Here is a 17,879-nt window from a genome sequence, read left to right on the forward strand (position 1 = left end):
AAAATGGAAAATAAAAAATTGTGGGCAAAAGATTCCGCGAATCTGAAATACTTAGAAATTATTGAAAAATTTACCGTTGGTAAAGATAAAGATTTCGATGTTTTATTGGCTCAATACGACATTGTCGGGACGAAAGCGCACTGTAAAATGCTCACCAAAATCGGATTTTTGACAGAGGAAGAGAATGAATCCATCCAAAAAGAATTGGATGAAATGTATGTATTGGCCAAAGAAAATCAGCTTTTTATTAAAGATGGAGTAGAGGATATACACAGCCAAATTGAGTTTAATTTAACGGAAAAATTAGGCGATGCCGGCAAAAAAATCCATACCGGAAGATCACGAAACGACCAAGTTTTATTGGCAATAAAATTATATTTAGTAGCGGAAATTAAATCGATTGCGCAACTTTCAAAAAAATTATTTGAACGATTAATTTCCCTTTCAGAAACGCATAAATCCGCCTTAATGCCCGGTTATACGCATTTTCAGATCGGAATGCCTTCTTCATTTGGGCTTTGGTTCAGCGCTTTTGCAGAATCTTTATCGGAAGATTTGGAGGTTTTGGCAGCGGCTTTATCGGTGGTTCAAAAAAATCCTTTGGGTTCGGGTGCTGGTTTTGGTTCTTCTTTTCCGCTCGACAGAGATTTTACGACCAAAGAATTGAATCTTAAAAAAATGAACATCAATTCCGTTTATGCGCAAATGACCCGCGGAAAATCAGAGAAAATCACGGCGATGGCGATGAGTACTTTGGCAGCAACTTTGGGAAAATTGGCTTATGATATCTGCATGTTCAGCAATCAGAATTACGGTTTTATCAGTTTTCCGTCGGAACTTACGACCGGAAGCAGCATTATGCCTCACAAAAAAAATCCTGATGTTTTTGAATTGATCCGCGCAAAATCTGCGAGAATCCAAAGTGTTCCGAATGAATTGACGTTGCTTACGAATAACCTTCCATCCGGTTACCACAGAGATTTTCAACTGACCAAAGAAATTATTTTCCCTGGAATTCAGGATTTGAAGGATTGTTTAAGCATTTTTGAATTCATGCTTCAACACATTATCGTGAAAGAAAATATTTTAAAGGACGAAAAATATGATTATCTTTTCAGCGTCGAAAAAATCAATGAGTTGGTGATGAATGGGGCAAGTTTTCGGGAAGCGTACCGCGAAGTCGGAAATTCCATTGAAAACGGCACTTATCATTACCGAAACGACGATCTGAAACATACTCATAAAGGAAGTATCGGCAATTTGTGTTTGGAAGAAATTACTCAGAATTTCGAGGAAATCTTTAGGAAATTTAATTGATAAAAATGAAAACATTAGACGCGAACGATCATAAAATACTCAATTTCCTGCAGGAAGATTCTACGGTATCGGTGAAAGATTTAGCCGAAAAAATAGGACTGTCTTTTACTGCGACCTATGAAAGAATTAAATCGTTGAGAAACAGCGGTATCATCCGGAAAACCATTGTTTTGATCGATGCGGAACTTGCCGGCTTCGAAATTATGGCTTATTGTAATGTTGTTTTGAAGGAGCAATCCAACGAAAAATTACAGGAATTTGAAGCCAAAATCAAAGCGGAACCTCAAGTTTTGGAAGTGGTGAGTCTTTCCGGAACCTATGATTATATGATTAAAGTCGTGGCAAAAAATATCAAAGATTACAATAATTTCGTGACCACCGTTATCGCCAACATCCCCAATATCGGACAGTATCACAGCAATATCGTGCTTTCAGTGATTAAAAATGACACGAAATTTACTTTTTAATTCAGGAAAAATTTGAAATGATAAAAAGATTCTAAAATTTAATGATTTTCAACTTTATTTCAATTTAGAAAACATAAAAAATCCTTTTCAAAACTGAAAAGGATTTTTATTTGAAGCTTTGGTCAGTAAATTTTGAAAGTAATTATTTCAAAATCTCTTTTAAAAACATCAAAGTATGGTTCCATGCGCGCTTCGCCATCGTCGGATTGTAATCTGGCGACTCCGGATTGGTGAAAGTATGTTTCGAGTTAGCGTAGGTAATGATTTGCCAATCGGCTTTTCCTTCATTCATTTCTTTAACGAGATTGCTGTAATCTTCGGCAGTCACACTTTGATCATCTGCCGGATGTTCAACCAAAATTTTGGTCAACAATTCCTCATTTTTTCTTTCCAAATTTTTCGCCAATCCACCATGAATAGAGACGAATCCTGCAGCTGGTAATTTTCTTCTTGCAGCTTCTAAAGCGCCGGTTCCGCCAAAACAATAACCGATAATCGCAATTTTTTCAGGTATTGCACCGTTTTTTTTCAGTTGTTCTAAAGCTAGCGAAATTCTTTTTTGATATGCTGCAAAATTTTCTTTGTAATATCCCGCTGTTTTTGCCGCAGAAGCATTATCTGTAGGAGTGTTTCCTTCGCCATAAATATCCGCGATGAATACAATATAACCTTCTTTTTCTAAATTGGTTGCTGCGGTTTTGGCTTCGTTGTCAATACCTTTCCACGCAGGTAAAATGAGAACTCCGGGAAGTTTTTTTCCTGCATTGGAAGTGACTAAACCTTTTAGTTTTTGGTTGCCGTCTTGATAAGAAACAGTTTTTAACGCTTGACTGAATAAAGTTCCTGAAGCTGCGATTGCAGCCGTGAGCAATAAGGATCGTATCATATTGGTGATTTTTATTAGGTCAAATTTACACATAAAAAATAAAGACAAATTAATTGTTTTTTTTTTAAGATCTTACCGATGTGTTTTTCCGAAAACAAAAGATAATCGTATTTTTGAATGACCTTAAAAAGATAAAATGTCCAAATATAAAATCCAAAAATCGCCTTTCGTGGTTCCGACCAATGATGGGAAGTTGATCGAAGAAATCTGGGGAAATTCTACCGGAAATTCCAATATTTCAATTGCACACATGGTGGCTCCGTCAAATTGGAGCGAGCCACATCAAACTCCTGAATTTGATGAGTTTACTTACATTATCAAAGGAAAAAAGCAATTTGAAATTGATGGTGAAACTGTTGTTTTGGAAGCCGGACAAAGTATTTTGATCGAAAAAGGCGCTAGAATTCGCTACAGCAATCCGTTCGAAAATCCATGCGAATATTTGGCAATTTGTTTGCCCGCTTTTTCAATGGAATTAGTTAATCGGGAAGAGGAATTATAGACTTTTTTAATTAAAATACCAGTTTTAAATCTCGAAGTTCTTTTGCTAAATCTGTTCCATCGTTGATGTGAACGGTTATGAAATCGATGTTTTTAGCAATTTCAATATTCTTTGGATTGTCATCAATGAAAACCGATTCTTCTGCATTTAATTGGTATTTTTCCAAAAGAACATGCCAGATTTTCGGATCGGGTTTGATGAGTTTTTCTTCTCCGGAAACCACGATTTTTTCCTCAAAAATTTCAAAGAAATCATAGTTTGACAAAGCATAAGGAAAGGTTTCCGCAGACCAGTTGGTTAACCCGAAAAGTTCGTATTCGGAATGTTTTAATTGCTTTAAAACCGCCACGTTTTCCGGAATATCCGATTTCAGCATAGTCGTCCAATTATCGTAATAAGCGCGGATTTCCGTTTCCCAATCTGGGAATTTTGTGACTAAAATTTCAGTTCCTTCAGCCAAACTTCTTCCGCGGTCTTGTTCCGCATTCCATTCATCATCGGCAATATTTTTAAGGAAAAACTCCATTTTTTCATCATCATTAAAATAATCTTTGAAAAAATACCGTGGATTCCAATCCATCAAAACTCCCCCGAAATCGAAAATAATATTTTTTATTGCTGAATTTTGCTGAGTCATACTGATTGTTTTTTACCGAAAAAAATGCTGATTAATGTGAATACTAAAAGGATATGAAGGTAAAATGAAAATTGAACGAGATCTGGATAATTGATTTTAAAATTACTCAGCGAAATTAAAATTAAAATTTGAGCGCCATAAGGAATCAAACCTTGAACATAACAAGAGAAAATATCAAGAATGGAAGCACTTTGCTGTGGTTTTAGTTCGTATTTATCATTAATTTCTTTCGCTACTTTTCCTGAAATAATAATCGAAATGGTATTGTTGGCAACGCAAAGATTGGCCACCGTAACCAAACCACCGATTCCTAAAAGTGCCGTTTTTTGTGAATTAATGATTTTGCTGATGTTTTTAATAACAAAAGAAATCCCACCAGCTTTTTCTACCAAAGCAGCCAAACCGCCTGTGAGAAGCGAAAGCAAGAATATTTCGGTCATGCTGGTAAATCCTTCGTACGTTTTTTTGGCAAAGCCGATAAAATCGAAACTTCCATAACCGAAACCGAGCAATCCTGCGAAAACCAATCCTGCAAATAAAACTACAAACACATTTAAACCAATCAATGACAGCACAATTACTAAAAGATAAGGCAAAATTAAAATGAGATTGAAATCTTTATCTCCGCTGATTACCGCAGTGCTTTCATGGTTAAAGCCCATCACAATTAAAATTAAAATCGTCACAAAGGCAGCCGGAAAAGCCAGTTTGGAATTGAAACGGAATTTATCTTTCATTTGACAACCCAAACTTTGGGTCGCGGCAATCGTAGTGTCTGAAATAATGGAAAGATTATCGCCAAACATCGATCCCGAAAGCAAACAAGCACCAATTAATCCCAATGGAGATTCGCTTTTTTCAGCTAAAGCAATAACGATGGGACCAAGCGTAACGATGGATCCAACCGAAGTTCCCGATGCAAATGAAAGAAAAGAAGCGATCACGAAAACGCCCACCGGAAAATACGCAGGAGAAACATAATTTAATCCTAAATTCACAATAGAATCTACACTTCCTGTTGCTTTGGTTAACGTTGCAAAAGCACCTGCCAAAAGGTAAATGATGCACATCGTGAGGATTTTTCCGTCGCCGCAACCTTTCAGGAAAGTATCAACTTTTTCGTTGATTTTCCCTTTTAATAAAACAAAAGCTGCGGTAATTCCGATCAACGCTGCGATAGGAGAAGGAAGCGCATAAAAATCATCATAATAAATTCCGAAACCCAGAAATACAAGAACAAAAATTAGTAAAGGGAAAATGGAAATAATAGGGTGGTTGAGTTTTAACATCCGGCAAAATTAATATGCAAAAGGCGAAAAAACATAACGATTTTCAGAAAATTTCGCAAAAATATGTTGCAATCCATTGGAAAGTATTATTTCTTCGGCACCGATGATGGAGTTGTAGCGAGCGATTTGCTCAAAAGTTTTTTCGGTGATTTTGATCTGCGGAGCTTTGCATTCGACCAAGATTTTTGGAAGGGTCTTTTCGGTGACCAAAAGATCAATTCTCTTGGTGGTACCGTTCAGTTTCAGCTTTTTTTCGAGGATTAGGGAGGAAAGATTTCTGCCTTTTTTTAGATGAAAATAATGCACCCAATGTTGCCGAACCCATTCTTCGGGCGTGAGCAAAAGCCAGTTTTTCCGAACCAAATCATAAATAAAAAACTTATCTTTGTCTCTCTTGATTTGAAAATCAAAAGTATCCTCAAAATTCAGTTTCGGAAGTTGCATTTATGAAAGAATTAGATTTAATCCTCAAAAATATTAAAAATAAAGAGTTATTACCGATTTATTTTTTCCACGGCGAAGAACCTTTTTTTATGGATGTGGCCGTGAGATCATTTGAAAATGATGTTTTGGAGGAAGATGAAAAAGCATTTAACCAAACGGTGGTTTATGGGAAAGATACTACTTTTAGCGATGTGCTTTCTTTAGCGCGACAATTCCCGATGATGGGCGATAAACAGGTGATTATCCTTAAAGAAGCCCAAGAAATTCGCTTAACCGAAAAAGATGCTGATGCCCTGAAAATCTATGTCGAAAACCCTGTGGAATCTACGCTTTTGGTGATCGCGCATAAACATAAAAAAATAGATTCCAGAAAAAGTTTTGCAAAAACCCTTGCGAAAAATAAGATGCTCTTTCTCAGCGAAAAAATGCGGGATTATGAAGTTCCAAAGTGGATTGAACAGGAACTGAGAAACCTAAAACTTCAGGCAAAACCTAATATTCCGGCAATGCTTTCAGAATATCTTGGGACCGATTTGTCGAGAATTTCCAATGAATTGCAGAAACTGAAAATGATTTTGAAAGAGGGCGACGTTCTCGACGAAAAAACCATCGAAACCCATATCGGAATCAGCAAAGATTTCAATGTTTTCGAACTCATCAAAGCATTGGGTAAAAAAGATGAAGCAACTGCAATGAGAATTGCTCATTTCATCGGAAAATCACCGAAAGCAAATCCTTTTGTAATGATGATCGGGAATTTGTATAATTTCTTTTCCAACCTCATCATTTACCATACTTTATCAGGGCAATCGCCACAAATACAGGCTTCCACAATGGGCGTGAGTCCGTATTTTATTAAAGATTACACAGAAGCTGCTCGGTTTTATAATCTTAAACATTGCACAAGAATTATTTCAATCCTCAGGGAGATTGACCTTAAAAATAAAGGTCTCGGTGCAATCAATATGGACGAAGGTGAACTGCTGAGAGAAATGGTGTATAAAATTTTAAGAGTGGATCAATTGAAAGTGAAACTATAATTTCCTGTCATTGAAAAAAAATATCAAAAATAAACTTCAACCAAAAATAAATCCCGATTTTTGAGCATTCAAATTTTTAAACTTAATTCATGGAACAAAATATTTTAGATTGCGTCATCGTAGGTTCCGGACCTTCCGGATTCACCGCTGCTATTTATGCTGCAAGAGCCGACCTTAAACCCGAATTGTACACCGGTCTTGAACCTGGAGGACAACTTACCACCACTACCGAAGTTGATAATTTCCCGGGATATCCCGATGGGGTTACGGGTCCGCAAATGATGATGGATTTGCAGAAACAAGCCGAAAGATTCGATACCAAAGTGCATTATGAACTCATCACCAAAGTTGAATTTTCTAAAGAAGTGGGCGGTGTTCATCATTTATGGGCAGGTAACAAAGAGATTTTAGCCAAAACAGTGATTATTTCAACCGGTGCAACTGCGAAATATTTAGGTCTTGAAGACGAGAAAAAATATTCCGGAGGCGGCGTTTCTGCTTGTGCAACCTGCGACGGATTTTTCTATAAAGGAAAAGATGTAGTGGTAGTAGGAGCGGGCGATACCGCAGCGGAAGAGGCAACTTACTTGGCGAAACTGACCAATAAAGTAACAATGTTGGTGAGAAAAGGCGAGTTTCGCGCTTCGAAAGCGATGGTTCATAGGGTTTTAAATACTCCAAATATCGAAGTGAAATTCAACCATGAATTAATCGCTATCGAAGGTGAAAATGCTTTGGTAGAAAGAGCGGTGGTAATCAATAACCAAACTCAAGAAACTTCAAAAATCGATGTACACGGAATTTTTATCGCGATTGGTCACAAACCCAACACCGATATTTTCGTTGGCCAAATCGACTTGGATGAAAACGGATACATCAAAACTATTCCTGGTTCGAGCTTAACCAACTTGCCGGGTGTTTTCGCTGCAGGTGATGTTCAGGATCATATGTATCGTCAGGCGATTACTGCAGCAGGAAGTGGTTGTATGGCAGCGATGGATGCCGAGAAATATTTAGCAGAACTTCACTAAGAGTTAATAGAAAATTAAGTCTAGCATCTAGCGTCTAGGCTCTTGATTCTAAATAATGAAAAATCTTTTCTACATATTCATCGGTGGCGGTTTCGGGAGTGTTCTGCGTTTCTTGGTTTCTAATTATACCCAGAAATTATGGAACATCAATGCCTTTCCGATGGGAACTTTTGCGGTGAATATCATCGGGTGTTTCCTGATCGGAGTTTTCAGTGCTTATTTTATTAAAATAGATAATTATCTGAAATTTCTTCTGATTACCGGGTTTTGCGGAGGTTTTACGACCTTCTCTACTTTTTCGGCGGAAAATATTTCCCTTTGGCAAAGTGGCGATTATTTCATCCTCATTTTATACGTTGTTCTCAGCGTAATATTGGGTTTGGGAGCAGTATATGCAGGGTTAAATCTTGCCAGAAACTAAATTTTTCTCTTTGAATATGAGTTTTTTACCAACTTTTTGCAAAAATAATTTGCTCAGTTTATAAAAGCGCTTTATATTTGCACCACTGAAAATGAGAAATCATTTTTACTGGAGGAATGGCAGAGTGGTCGATTGCGGCAGTCTTGAAAACTGTTGACTGTAACAGGTCCCGGGGTTCGAATCCCTGTTCCTCCGCGATGTAAATTTCACGGTTTACATTTAAACCCTTTAAAGCGTAAGTTTTAAAGGGTTTTTTGTTTTTATTTTATCTGTAAATTCTTTGATCTTTTTTTATCGTCAGCTATTTTTTGCTTATTTAATTTGTTTGAGTTTTTGGCAATAATATTCTTTTTGGATTCGTTATAAAGGTTTATTTCCTCCATAGGTTCAATCCAAATAATTAGTTTTCTGATGTTTCTTAAAAAAGGTGTTTCTTCTACTTCACATTCAACAGGGTATTGCTTCCACTTCCTAGTACCGTACTTGGCATTACCCCGTCCCATTTCAGCACGCGTTGGTATTCTACATAAGTAGGGGTGATTTCTTGCTGTTTCAGGCTGATGGCTTTTGCTTCTGCCTGTGCTCTAATCACCATCGAAGCTGAATCACCTTTTGCCAACTGAATTTTTCTTTGTGCATCGGCCTGTGCCACTCTTGCTTGTGCTTCAGCCTTGATGGCATCAGCATCTGCTGTTGCTTTATCTTCGATAGATTGGCGAATTGCTTTTGGAGGTTGAATATTAGTTTTTAATTGAGAAACCAAGAACCACTTTCCAATTCTTTTGTTTACTTCTGATAAAATTTCCGCTTCGTAAGTTTCCCGGTTATTAAAAAGATAATCAATTGAATGACGGTTTGCTACATCATTTATCGCGCCGATAATGGCATTATTCAGCCAACCTTCCTGTATCGCTTCCAATCCGCCTTTTTTATAAGTGGAGCGAAGGTTTGTGAACATATCTGCTGCGGTGGATTCTTTTACCGAATAGTTGAACGAAGGTTTGATCGGACAGGGGAAGCCACCTTTGGCTACGATTATGGATTCAGGGTATTCGATATGTCGCTGGTCGAGCGGAACTTCTTGAATTTCTTGGGTATATTTGTTATAGAATACTACACCCGACACTTCTTCAGTATTCGAAGCGCCCCTTTTATCGCCTAAAAGATTAATTAAAAGCCCTTTGTGCCCCACGCTGATTACTTCATAATTCATGGGCTGGAAGAGTGCTGCTAAAACAGCGAGGAAAATAAAAGTGACAGGCTTCCATTTGAAACCGGTGGGTTTTCTGTTCCCGTTTTTATCTGGTTCAGAATAGCTAAGGAGGTCGAGTTTTTTTGTAATGATTCCAATGGTAACAAGTACTGCGATCATTACCAGAAGTAGAAATGTTAGAGACATAAATAATATTTAGGATGTGAGTTTTAAAGATAATCATTTTTATGAATTCCACAAAATAATAAATCCTACGCTTCCAGTATTTCCAAACCGTTTAATCAGAATGTTTCTTTAAAATACACTTCTGAATATTGAATGGTAAATAAGCAATAAAAAAATAAAATAGAATCTGTTCTATCTGCTAAATCAGCATGAGAATAAATGCTTAATTAGTACAATGTACTGCCGATTACCAAAATTTTTCTGTGTATCGCTTATGGAAGCTCCCCAAATATGAAACAGAGGATTCTGTTTCAAAACATTTGGGTAAATTTGTATGCAAGAAAAACATGATGGTTTTCTGCAGAAGTGGTAACAGAAGCAGCCACGCCAAAAAACGCTCAATCAAAGTGGTATTAAAAACGTCGCAGACGAGGGAACTTGGCGAAATGTGCAACAACTCCTAACTAAGTAAACAATTTTATGATAGAACTTATCCAGCAGCCGTGGCCGTGGTATGTCGCGGGACCTTTGATCGGACTTATGGTTCCGGCGCTTCTCATTCTTGGGAACAAAACTTTCGGTATTTCCTCTTCGTTGCGCCATATTTGCGCATCGTGTTTGCCGGCAAATATTCCCTTTTTTAAATACAATTGGAAAAAAGAAGCATGGAATTTGTTCTTCGTTTTCGGGATTTTCCTGGGCGGAGTGATTACCATGTTGTTTTTCTCAAATCCTAATCCTGTCCAAGTGAATCCTGATCTTGCCAAGGAATTGGCGGGTTACGGCATCACCGATTACTCGAATTTGGTACCGGTTCAACTCATGAATTGGGAATCTCTTTTCACGCTTCGTGGTTTTCTGATGATGGTAGGCGGTGGTTTTCTTGTAGGTTTCGGAACCCGATACGCCGGAGGATGTACCAGTGGTCACTCCATCATGGGAATTGCGAATCTTCAACTTCCGAGTTTAATTGCCACTATTTGTTTTATGATTGGCGGATTTTTAATGGCGAATGTATTGCTTCCGATTATTCTTTCACTTTAATAATTTAAAAAATGCAACAAAATATAGAAGAAAAAAATGATCTGGAAATAAGATCTTTAGACGCAATGTGCGTGAACGAAAGTCAACTTCAGCATCGATGGTATCACAACTTGAAATATTTGGTTTTGGGAATTCTTTTCGGGTTTATTTTTATCAAAGCTGAAATCATCAGTTGGTTCCGGATTCAGGAGATGTTCCGATTGCAATCTTTCCACATGTACGGAATCATCGGAAGTGCTATTTTGGTGGCTATGATTTCCATTTTTATCATTAAAAAATTCAACATCAAAACCATTTATGGCGAAGAAATTATCTTTCATAAAAAAGAATTCAATAAAGGTCAAATCTATGGTGGCCTAATCTTCGGTTTGGGTTGGGCGATTACCGGAGCTTGTCCTGGTCCCTTATTTGCACAAATCGGAACCGGTGCTACAGTTGTGGCAGTTACCTTGATTAGCGCAATTGCAGGGACTTGGGTGTATGGATATTTTAGAGAAAAACTGCCTCACTAAACCTTTTATTTTTTGATATTCTTAGAGAATAAGAACCACAGATTTATCAGTTAAAACAAACACCGCTTTTGATGAAGAGAGGTGTTTTTTGTACTATTTATTTTTTTCTGTGACCAAGTATTCGGGATCTTCCAAAATATTAACTTCAATGATGGCTTCAGCATTTTTTAGCAAGGTGATGCAATCTGCGCTGAGGTGTTGCAGCCGAACAGTTTTCCCGGCTTGGTGATATCGATGGGTAATGGCATTCAGAGCTTCTATAGCAGACATATCGACCACGCGACTTTCCGCGAAATCGATGATGATTTCTTCTGGATCATTGGAGACATCAAATTTCTCTGCAAATCCGGTTACCGATCCGAAAAATAGGGGTCCATAAATATCGTAATGTTTCACTCCATTTTCATCGAGATACTTTCTGGCTCGAATTCTTTTTGCATTATCCCACGCGAAAACCAAGGCGGAAATAATCACTCCAATTAAAACGGCCAATGCAAGATTGTGAAGAAAAACGGTAATCAGCATCACCACAATCATCACGAAAATATCCGATTTGGGCATTCGTTTGAAAATTCTCAAACTCGTCCATTCAAAGGTGCCCACTGCGACCATCATCATCACACCAGTGAGAGCAGCCAACGGTAATTTTCCGATAACAGGCGCTCCAACCAAGATGATGATCAAAATCGTCAAAGCAGCTACAATTCCAGAAAGTCTTGCTCTGGAACCTGCGGAAAGATTCACCAAAGTCTGTGCAATCATCGGGCAACCGCCCATCCCAAAAAAGAAACCGTTCAGAATATTCGCACTGCCTTGCGCTACACATTCGCGGTTGGAATTTCCTTTGGTTCTCGTAATTTCATCTACCAAATTCAAGGTCAAAAGTCCTTCCGTTAATCCCACTGCTGCCATAATCAGCGCATAAGGAAAAATAATTTGCAACGACTCGAAATTGAAAGGAATATTCGGAACATGAAAAGGAGGGAGTGTACCACTGATTGAAGCAATATCTTCAACCTGTTTAGTATCGATATTGAAAATCATCACAATGGCAAAAACCACCGCAATAGCGATGAGTGAAGCGGGTATTTTCTTGGTAATTTTCGGAAAAAGCAACATAATGGAAATCGTCAGCGCTACCAAACCCGCCATGATCAGAAGCGGAGTTCCGCTAAGCCATTCAATCTTTCCGTTGACCGTCACCTTAAATTGCTCCAGTTGCGACATGAAGATAACGATAGCCAAACCATTGACAAAGCCATACATCACCGGTTGCGGGACAAGTCGAATAAACTTCCCCAATTTGAAAATTCCAACGATAATCTGTAAAACTCCGGCCAATGCTATCGCTCCAAAAACGTATTCCAACCCGTGAGATTTCATCAAAGCAATCAGCACGATTACCGTAGCGCCGGCTCCTCCCGAAATCAATCCCGATCTTCCACCGAAAATCGCGGTCACCAATCCCATGATAAATGCGCCATACAACCCTACCAAAGGCGGAAATCCTGCTAAAATAGCAAAAGAAAGCGACTCGGGAATCATTGTCATTGCAACGGTGAGTCCGGCAAGAATCTCTGTGCGGTAATTCACCTTCTGGGAAAAATCGAATAGCTTGAAAACACTGTCCATACTTTAATTTATCCTGCAAAAGTACTCGTTTGATTAGGAAAAGACAAGCATCACTTCCAATCTTCCCAATGCATCTCCTTAATTCACTCCCATATTAGTGTTATGGAAATACCTTCTTTACTTAAGGTTAAATCCCAGCATAATACAATAAAAATTAATTTTATATAAATAGTTTAAGAATAGTTTATATAGACTTACTATGGACTTTATATGGACCTACTATGGATAATCATTGGAGATAACCCTTATTTACCCTTTATTTATCCCTTACTAAAGTAGTGATTGACCCGTCCTGAAATAACTATACAGGTCAATGAATAAATCCTAATATAACTATGCAAGATAAAATTGACTCGCCTTTTAAAAGTGGTTTCAATAGATTAGTGTGTGAGATCTGTACAAGAAAAGAGAGGTTTATTAAGTATTGAGAAGAAGATTTCTTCTTTGTTTGTAAAAAATATGGAATGTTTTTAGTCAAAAAAAGCAGCAAAAAAAACGCTGCCTTTTAACTAAAATTTAAAGAATAATGAAGATTATTTCAGTTTTCCTTCGATTAAATCTTTGTCGCCTTTTCCTAAAATGAATTCGCCTTGTGTTCCCAGAAGAAATTGCCGTTGATATCTTGGTACTTAGCACCGCTTGCGCTTAAAGTAGTTTTCATGTCGTAAGTTTTTCCGGTGGTTTCATTTTTTACGGCAGCTGTTCCTTTTTCAGCATCAAAAATTACACTGAATTCGGTTTTTTTGTCGTTGCTGATATATTGGTACACTTCTCCTGTGGTGGATTTGGTAGTAACGGTTTTATCAGCGGTGGTTACTTTTTCTGTTTGTGCTACTGCGGTAGCAGAGTCGATTGGGGTTATCGTAGTAGTTGTAGTAGTTTCCGGGTTGGTTATTTCTGTGTTTTGGGTAGTGATGGTTCCGGTTTCTTGTTTTTTCTCACAAGATGTTGCAATCAGCGCGAGAAATGCTGCAAATACTAATTTTTTCATTGTTTATATTTTTTTTCCTGTTCATTACAAAATGCGTTCCATTTTTGGTTTTAATTAGGGAGAGTTGGAAAAACGGTATATAGAATTATTTCATACGAAATGAATTAAAAAGAATCCAGTGAATGGTGTAAAAATGTTACCAAGACCTTTGCATCAGAATTTCATTAACTTTTTTGGAAGTAAAAATTAATATTAAAGTAAAACTGTTTCAAGGAATTGAGAAATTTAACGAAAGGAAAGGAGGTATTTGTTTATGAATTAAACCATTGGAATTCATTGGTTTATTGCTTGGTGAATCTTTTTTTTCTTAGAAGTAAGTGGAGGTTAAATGGAAAGATATATGATTTTTGGAAGACGTTTTTCAGGATAATAAATCCCCTCATTTATTTTATCTTCTCAATTATTTCCTTATTTTTGACCAATGGAAAATTTCGTGGTTTCTGCAAGAAAATACCGTCCCCAAGAGTTTGATACTGTTGTGGGACAATCTCATATTACAGATACTTTGGAACACGCCATAGAAGAAAACCAGTTGGCTCAGGCGTTGTTGTTTTGCGGACCGAGAGGAGTAGGGAAAACTACCTGCGCTAGAATTCTTGCAAGAAAAATCAACGAAAAAGACGGTTCCACCTCTGAGGATGGCTTTGCTTATAATATTTTCGAACTCGATGCGGCTTCGAATAACTCGGTGGAAGATATTCGCGAATTGACCGACCAAGTACGTTTTGCTCCGCAAGTAGGAAAGTATAAAATCTATATTATTGATGAGGTTCATATGCTTTCTGCAGCAGCTTTCAATGCGTTTTTGAAAACCTTGGAAGAACCGCCAGCTCACGCAATTTTCATCCTTGCTACCACTGAAAAGCATAAAATTATTCCTACGATTTTGTCTCGATGTCAGATTTATGATTTCAAAAGAATCACCATTGAAGACATCCAGAATCATCTGAAAAATATCGCCGAAAAAGAAGGAATCGCTTACGAAGATGATGCACTCTACCTGATTGCTCAAAAAGCGGATGGTGCACTTCGGGATGCGCTTTCGATTTTCGATCGACTTTCGACCTTTACTCAGAAAAATATTACTTTGGTTAAAGCTGCCGAAGTTTTGAATATTCTAGATTACGACCAGTATCTCAATATCGTTGATATCGCACATGAAAACAGAATTTCTGATGTTTTGTTTGCCTTTAACGAGATTGTAAAAAAAGGTTTTGATCCACATATTTTCATTGCCGGATTGGGAAATCATTTCAGAGATTTAATGATGGCGCAGAATCCTGTTACTTTAAGTTTAATTGAAGTAGGGGAAAAAACAAAAGCCAAATTTGCTGAGCAAAGCAAAAAATGGAACGCCCAGCAACTCATTGATGCGATTGAAATCTGTAATCACGCAGATATTAATTATAAAAACTCCAAGAATCCGAGGCTTACTGTAGAAATTGCTTTGATGCAACTTTCATCCATCACCGCCAACGGCTCCGAAGTAAAAAAAAAAAGTATCTGATATTAGCACCGCTTCTTAAAACAGAATCTGTAGCTAAACCCCTTCCCAAAACCTCTAATATAAGGGTTTCAGAAGAGTTTCCGAAGGAGGAACCCCAAAAAATCCAAAAAACGGCAGAGCCGATTGCCCAAAAAAGTATTCAGCCAAAGTACAGTATTCTTGCAGCCTTAAACCCCTCCAAAAAGGAAGAAGAGCAAGAGAAAACTACCACGAAAGAGGACTTGCCGAGCAATCATTTTACTGAAACCGATTTGAACATCGAATGGAATAATTTTTTGGGTGAAATGCAAACCAAGGACATTATTGTATTTAACGCAATCAGTTCCTTTAAACTTCGGAAAAAAGATGAAAATACGGTTGAAATCACCTATCCATCGGAATCTGCAAAAAGCGAATTCGAGAAAGTGAGAGGAGATTTTTTCAATCATTTTATGCATAAAGTTAGTCATTTCAACATCGTAGTGGAGTATAAAAATGATGTAACTCTGAAGAAAGAAATCGTCACCAAACGAAAGATTTTTGATAAATTTGCCGAAATAAATCCTATTTTAAAGGATTTAGATGATATATTTAAGTTTGATCTCAATTAAAATTACCAATTAGCCAATGAAATTTTGGCTTCCCATGTTATAATGAATTTAAAAGATATAGAAAACAAATGGGTGAAGGATTTTCCAAGCCCGTTGATTATTGCTGGTCCGTGTAGTGCAGAAAGTGAATCTCAAATGCTGGAAACCGCAAGAAGAATTAAAGAAACCCATGCCGAAGTGCCTATTTTCCGTGCAGGAATCTGGAAACCAAGAACTAAACCCAATGGTTTTGAAGGAGTAGGAGTAATCGGTCTCAATTGGTTGAAGAAAGTAAAATCAGAATACGGTTTCAAAACCGCTACCGAAGTTGCTAATGCACATCACGTTGCTGCTGCATTGGAAGTGGATGTTGATATCTTATGGATCGGAGCGCGTTCTACTGTGAACCCATTTACCGTTCAGGAAATTGCAGAAGCATTGAAAGGAACCGACAAACCGGTTTTTGTGAAGAATCCTGTGAATCCTGATTTGGCTTTGTGGATCGGCGCTTTGGAAAGACTTTTAGGACAAGATGTGAAAAATTTAGGGGTTATTCACCGCGGTTTTTCTACTTACCAGAAAACAAAATATAGAAATATTCCGAACTGGCAAATTGCTTTAGATTTCAAGAACCAATATCCGAATATCCCGATGTTGGTAGATCCGTCGCATATTTGTGGAAACAGAACCGGTTTAGCAGGCATTGCTCAGGAAGCCTTTAATGTCGGTTACCAAGGAATGATTATCGAAACCCATTGCACACCTGATGAAGCTTGGAGTGACGCTTCACAGCAAATTACGCCTGAGGTTTTGGCAGATTTAATTAATAATTTACAGATTAGAAATTCCGATATTTCCGCTTTTGATGACGAAATGGGAAGACACCGTACTCTAATTTCGGATCTTGATTTTAATTTAATTGAACTTTTGTCTCAAAGGATGAAAATTTCTGAGAAAATCGGAACTTTAAAGAAAGAAAACAACATCGCGATCTTCCAGCCGGAAAGATGGAAAGTGATCACTGAATACGCAAGCCAAAAAGCGGACGAAACAGGAATGTCTCAGGAGTTTATCGAGAAAGTTTTCAAAGCTATTCACGAAGAATCGATTGATATTCAGAATAATATTTAAGATGGCGGCCATAAATTCTTTTTAATGAAAGGGCTCATCACCAAATCTACCGGTAGTTGGTACCAGGTTTTGGAACAAGAAACCGGACGGTTTTTTGAAGCGAGAATTCGGGGTAAGTTTAAACTTATTAAAACCAGGTTGACCAATCCTTTGGCGGTAGGCGATCGGGTAGAATTTTCTTTGGAGCAGGACGATGTTGCATGGATTACCAAGATTGAACCCAGAAAAAATTACCTGATCCGAAAATCGGTGAACCTCTCGAAAGAAGCACATATCATTGCGTCAAATATCGATGTGGCCTGTTTTATTTTTACCGTGAAACATCCGGAAACATCGTTGGGTTTCCTCGATCGCTTTTTGGCTTGTTGCGAAGCTTATAACATCACGCCACTCATTTTGTTCAATAAAATGGATATGTTGAATGATGATGAGAAAGATTTTGTGGCAAGTTTCCGGGCTTTGTATGAGCATATCGGTTATGAAACTATGGAGATTTCTTCCTATTCAAAAATGAATCTAGAAGTTCTCACAGAAACCATAAAAGATAAAGTTTCGGTGTTTTTCGGTCACTCGGGAAGTGGAAAATCTACTTTGGTTAATGCGATGCAACCGGATTTAAATATCAAAACTTCAGAGATTTCAGTATCTCAACTGAAAGGGAAACATACCACTACTTTTGCGCAAATGCATTTTTGGGATTTCGGCGGCAGTGTAATCGATACGCCAGGGGTCCGGGAATTTGCGATGATTGATGTGCAAAAAGAAGAAATTCAACATTATTTTCCGGAAATCTTTAGGATCGGAAGAGACTGTAAATTCCACAATTGCATGCATTTGAACGAACCCAAATGTGCAGTTTTGGCCAACATAGAAACCGGAGAAATTGAGGAAACTCGCTATCTCACCTATTTGAAACTCATGGAAGAAGCAGAGGAAAACTCTGCTTTATAACAATAAAAAAACCCAGCCGAAGCTGGGTAAAAACTAATAACCATGAAAACTCAAATTAAACATGAGAATCGAAAAATAATTTACAATTTCCGTGCCAAATAAATTTGGCTACTCGTCATGAGAATTTTCG

The 17,879-nt window shown here is 37.7% G+C and carries 19 protein-coding genes and 1 tRNA gene; 13 read left to right on the forward strand and 7 right to left on the reverse strand.

Annotated features, from left to right (window positions below; translation table 11 throughout):
- Positions 1 to 3: 3 nt before the first annotated feature.
- Both argH and NOV28_RS01895 read left to right on the forward strand, forming a co-directional pair.
- Complete coding sequence (gene argH, locus NOV28_RS01890) at positions 4 to 1,317, forward strand: argininosuccinate lyase (RefSeq protein WP_255926994.1); 1,314 nt, start codon at positions 4 to 6, stop codon at positions 1,315 to 1,317.
- Between the two features lie 5 nt (positions 1,318 to 1,322).
- A complete protein-coding gene (locus NOV28_RS01895) occupies positions 1,323 to 1,784 on the forward strand; it encodes an Lrp/AsnC family transcriptional regulator (RefSeq protein ID WP_255926996.1) in 462 nt (153 codons plus the stop codon).
- Between the two features lie 142 nt (positions 1,785 to 1,926).
- Here NOV28_RS01895 and NOV28_RS01900 read toward each other — a convergent pair whose 3' ends face one another.
- Entirely contained in the window at positions 1,927 to 2,670 is a 744-nt protein-coding gene (locus tag NOV28_RS01900) for a dienelactone hydrolase family protein (RefSeq protein WP_255926998.1), read from the reverse strand.
- Between the two features lie 136 nt (positions 2,671 to 2,806).
- On the opposite strand from NOV28_RS01900, the gene NOV28_RS01905 reads away from it, so the two are divergent.
- Positions 2,807 to 3,172, forward strand: a complete 366-nt coding sequence (locus NOV28_RS01905) for a cupin domain-containing protein (RefSeq protein WP_255927000.1) — start codon at positions 2,807 to 2,809, stop codon at positions 3,170 to 3,172.
- 10 nt (positions 3,173 to 3,182) lie between these two features.
- On the opposite strand, the gene NOV28_RS01910 is transcribed toward NOV28_RS01905, so the two are convergent.
- Genes NOV28_RS01910 through NOV28_RS01920 form a run of 3 tightly spaced genes read right to left on the reverse strand, consistent with a single transcriptional unit; the run spans position 3,183 to position 5,542 of the window.
- Positions 3,183 to 3,809: an HAD family hydrolase gene (locus NOV28_RS01910; RefSeq protein WP_255927002.1), complete on the reverse strand. Its 627-nt coding sequence runs from the start codon at positions 3,807 to 3,809 to the stop codon at positions 3,183 to 3,185.
- The gene (locus tag NOV28_RS01915) at positions 3,806 to 5,098 is read right to left on the reverse strand and encodes a Na+/H+ antiporter NhaC family protein (protein WP_255927004.1); all 1,293 of its coding nucleotides are present in this window, start codon (positions 5,096 to 5,098) and stop codon (positions 3,806 to 3,808) included. The genes NOV28_RS01910 and NOV28_RS01915 overlap by 4 nt, the downstream gene beginning before the upstream one ends.
- 9 nt (positions 5,099 to 5,107) lie before the next feature.
- Positions 5,108 to 5,542, reverse strand: coding sequence for a type I restriction enzyme HsdR N-terminal domain-containing protein (locus NOV28_RS01920; protein ID WP_255927007.1), 435 nt, complete (start codon positions 5,540 to 5,542; stop codon positions 5,108 to 5,110).
- A 2-nt stretch (positions 5,543 to 5,544) separates the two neighbouring features.
- Between NOV28_RS01920 and holA the strand changes: the two genes are divergently transcribed.
- The 4 genes from holA (at position 5,545) to NOV28_RS01940 (ending at position 8,229) form a co-directional block, all read left to right on the forward strand.
- Positions 5,545 to 6,582, forward strand: a complete 1,038-nt coding sequence (gene holA, locus NOV28_RS01925) for a DNA polymerase III subunit delta (RefSeq protein WP_255927009.1) — start codon at positions 5,545 to 5,547, stop codon at positions 6,580 to 6,582.
- A gap of 89 nt (positions 6,583 to 6,671) precedes the next feature.
- A complete protein-coding gene (trxB, locus tag NOV28_RS01930) occupies positions 6,672 to 7,613 on the forward strand; it encodes a thioredoxin-disulfide reductase (protein WP_255927011.1) in 942 nt (313 codons plus the stop codon).
- Positions 7,614 to 7,668: 55 nt separating this feature from the next.
- The gene (gene crcB, locus NOV28_RS01935; RefSeq protein ID WP_255927013.1) at positions 7,669 to 8,034 is read left to right on the forward strand and encodes a fluoride efflux transporter CrcB; all 366 of its coding nucleotides are present in this window, start codon (positions 7,669 to 7,671) and stop codon (positions 8,032 to 8,034) included.
- Positions 8,035 to 8,144: 110 nt separating this feature from the next.
- A tRNA-Ser gene (locus tag NOV28_RS01940) sits at positions 8,145 to 8,229 on the forward strand.
- A gap of 241 nt (positions 8,230 to 8,470) precedes the next feature.
- Here NOV28_RS01940 and NOV28_RS01945 read toward each other — a convergent pair.
- Entirely contained in the window at positions 8,471 to 9,433 is a 963-nt protein-coding gene (locus NOV28_RS01945) for an SPFH domain-containing protein (RefSeq protein ID WP_255927015.1), read from the reverse strand.
- Positions 9,434 to 9,892: 459 nt separating this feature from the next.
- Here NOV28_RS01945 and NOV28_RS01950 point away from each other — a divergent pair, with 459 nt between their 5' ends.
- On the forward strand, positions 9,893 to 10,456 hold the full coding sequence (locus tag NOV28_RS01950; protein WP_255927017.1) for a YeeE/YedE family protein: 564 nt from the start codon (positions 9,893 to 9,895) through the stop codon (positions 10,454 to 10,456).
- Positions 10,457 to 10,467: 11 nt separating this feature from the next.
- A complete protein-coding gene (locus tag NOV28_RS01955; RefSeq protein ID WP_255927019.1) occupies positions 10,468 to 10,968 on the forward strand; it encodes a DUF6691 family protein in 501 nt (166 codons plus the stop codon).
- Between the two features lie 93 nt (positions 10,969 to 11,061).
- On the opposite strand, the gene NOV28_RS01960 is transcribed toward NOV28_RS01955, so the two are convergent.
- Together NOV28_RS01960 and NOV28_RS01965 are read right to left on the reverse strand one after the other, a co-directional pair.
- A complete protein-coding gene (locus NOV28_RS01960; RefSeq protein WP_255927021.1) occupies positions 11,062 to 12,600 on the reverse strand; it encodes a SulP family inorganic anion transporter in 1,539 nt (512 codons plus the stop codon).
- A gap of 574 nt (positions 12,601 to 13,174) precedes the next feature.
- On the reverse strand, positions 13,175 to 13,591 hold the full coding sequence (locus NOV28_RS01965) for an MliC family protein (RefSeq protein ID WP_255927023.1): 417 nt from the start codon (positions 13,589 to 13,591) through the stop codon (positions 13,175 to 13,177).
- Between the two features lie 421 nt (positions 13,592 to 14,012).
- On the opposite strand from NOV28_RS01965, the gene dnaX reads away from it, so the two are divergent.
- The 4 genes from dnaX (at position 14,013) to rsgA (ending at position 17,749) form a co-directional block, all read left to right on the forward strand.
- Positions 14,013 to 15,098, forward strand: coding sequence for a DNA polymerase III subunit gamma/tau (gene dnaX / locus NOV28_RS01970; protein WP_255927025.1), 1,086 nt, complete (start codon positions 14,013 to 14,015; stop codon positions 15,096 to 15,098).
- Positions 15,099 to 15,319: 221 nt separating this feature from the next.
- Positions 15,320 to 15,688 carry a DUF8439 domain-containing protein gene (locus tag NOV28_RS01975; protein WP_255927027.1) on the forward strand — a complete coding sequence of 123 codons (369 nt, stop codon included), beginning with the start codon at positions 15,320 to 15,322 and terminating at the stop codon, positions 15,686 to 15,688.
- A gap of 42 nt (positions 15,689 to 15,730) precedes the next feature.
- Entirely contained in the window at positions 15,731 to 16,798 is a 1,068-nt protein-coding gene (locus NOV28_RS01980; protein ID WP_255927029.1) for a chorismate mutase, read from the forward strand.
- A 24-nt stretch (positions 16,799 to 16,822) separates the two neighbouring features.
- On the forward strand, positions 16,823 to 17,749 hold the full coding sequence (gene rsgA / locus NOV28_RS01985) for a ribosome small subunit-dependent GTPase A (RefSeq protein ID WP_255927031.1): 927 nt from the start codon (positions 16,823 to 16,825) through the stop codon (positions 17,747 to 17,749).
- The last annotated feature ends 130 nt before the right edge of the window (positions 17,750 to 17,879 follow it).

This window comes from Kaistella montana, from assembly GCF_024436175.1.
GTDB lineage: Bacteria > Bacteroidota > Bacteroidia > Flavobacteriales > Weeksellaceae > Kaistella > Kaistella montana.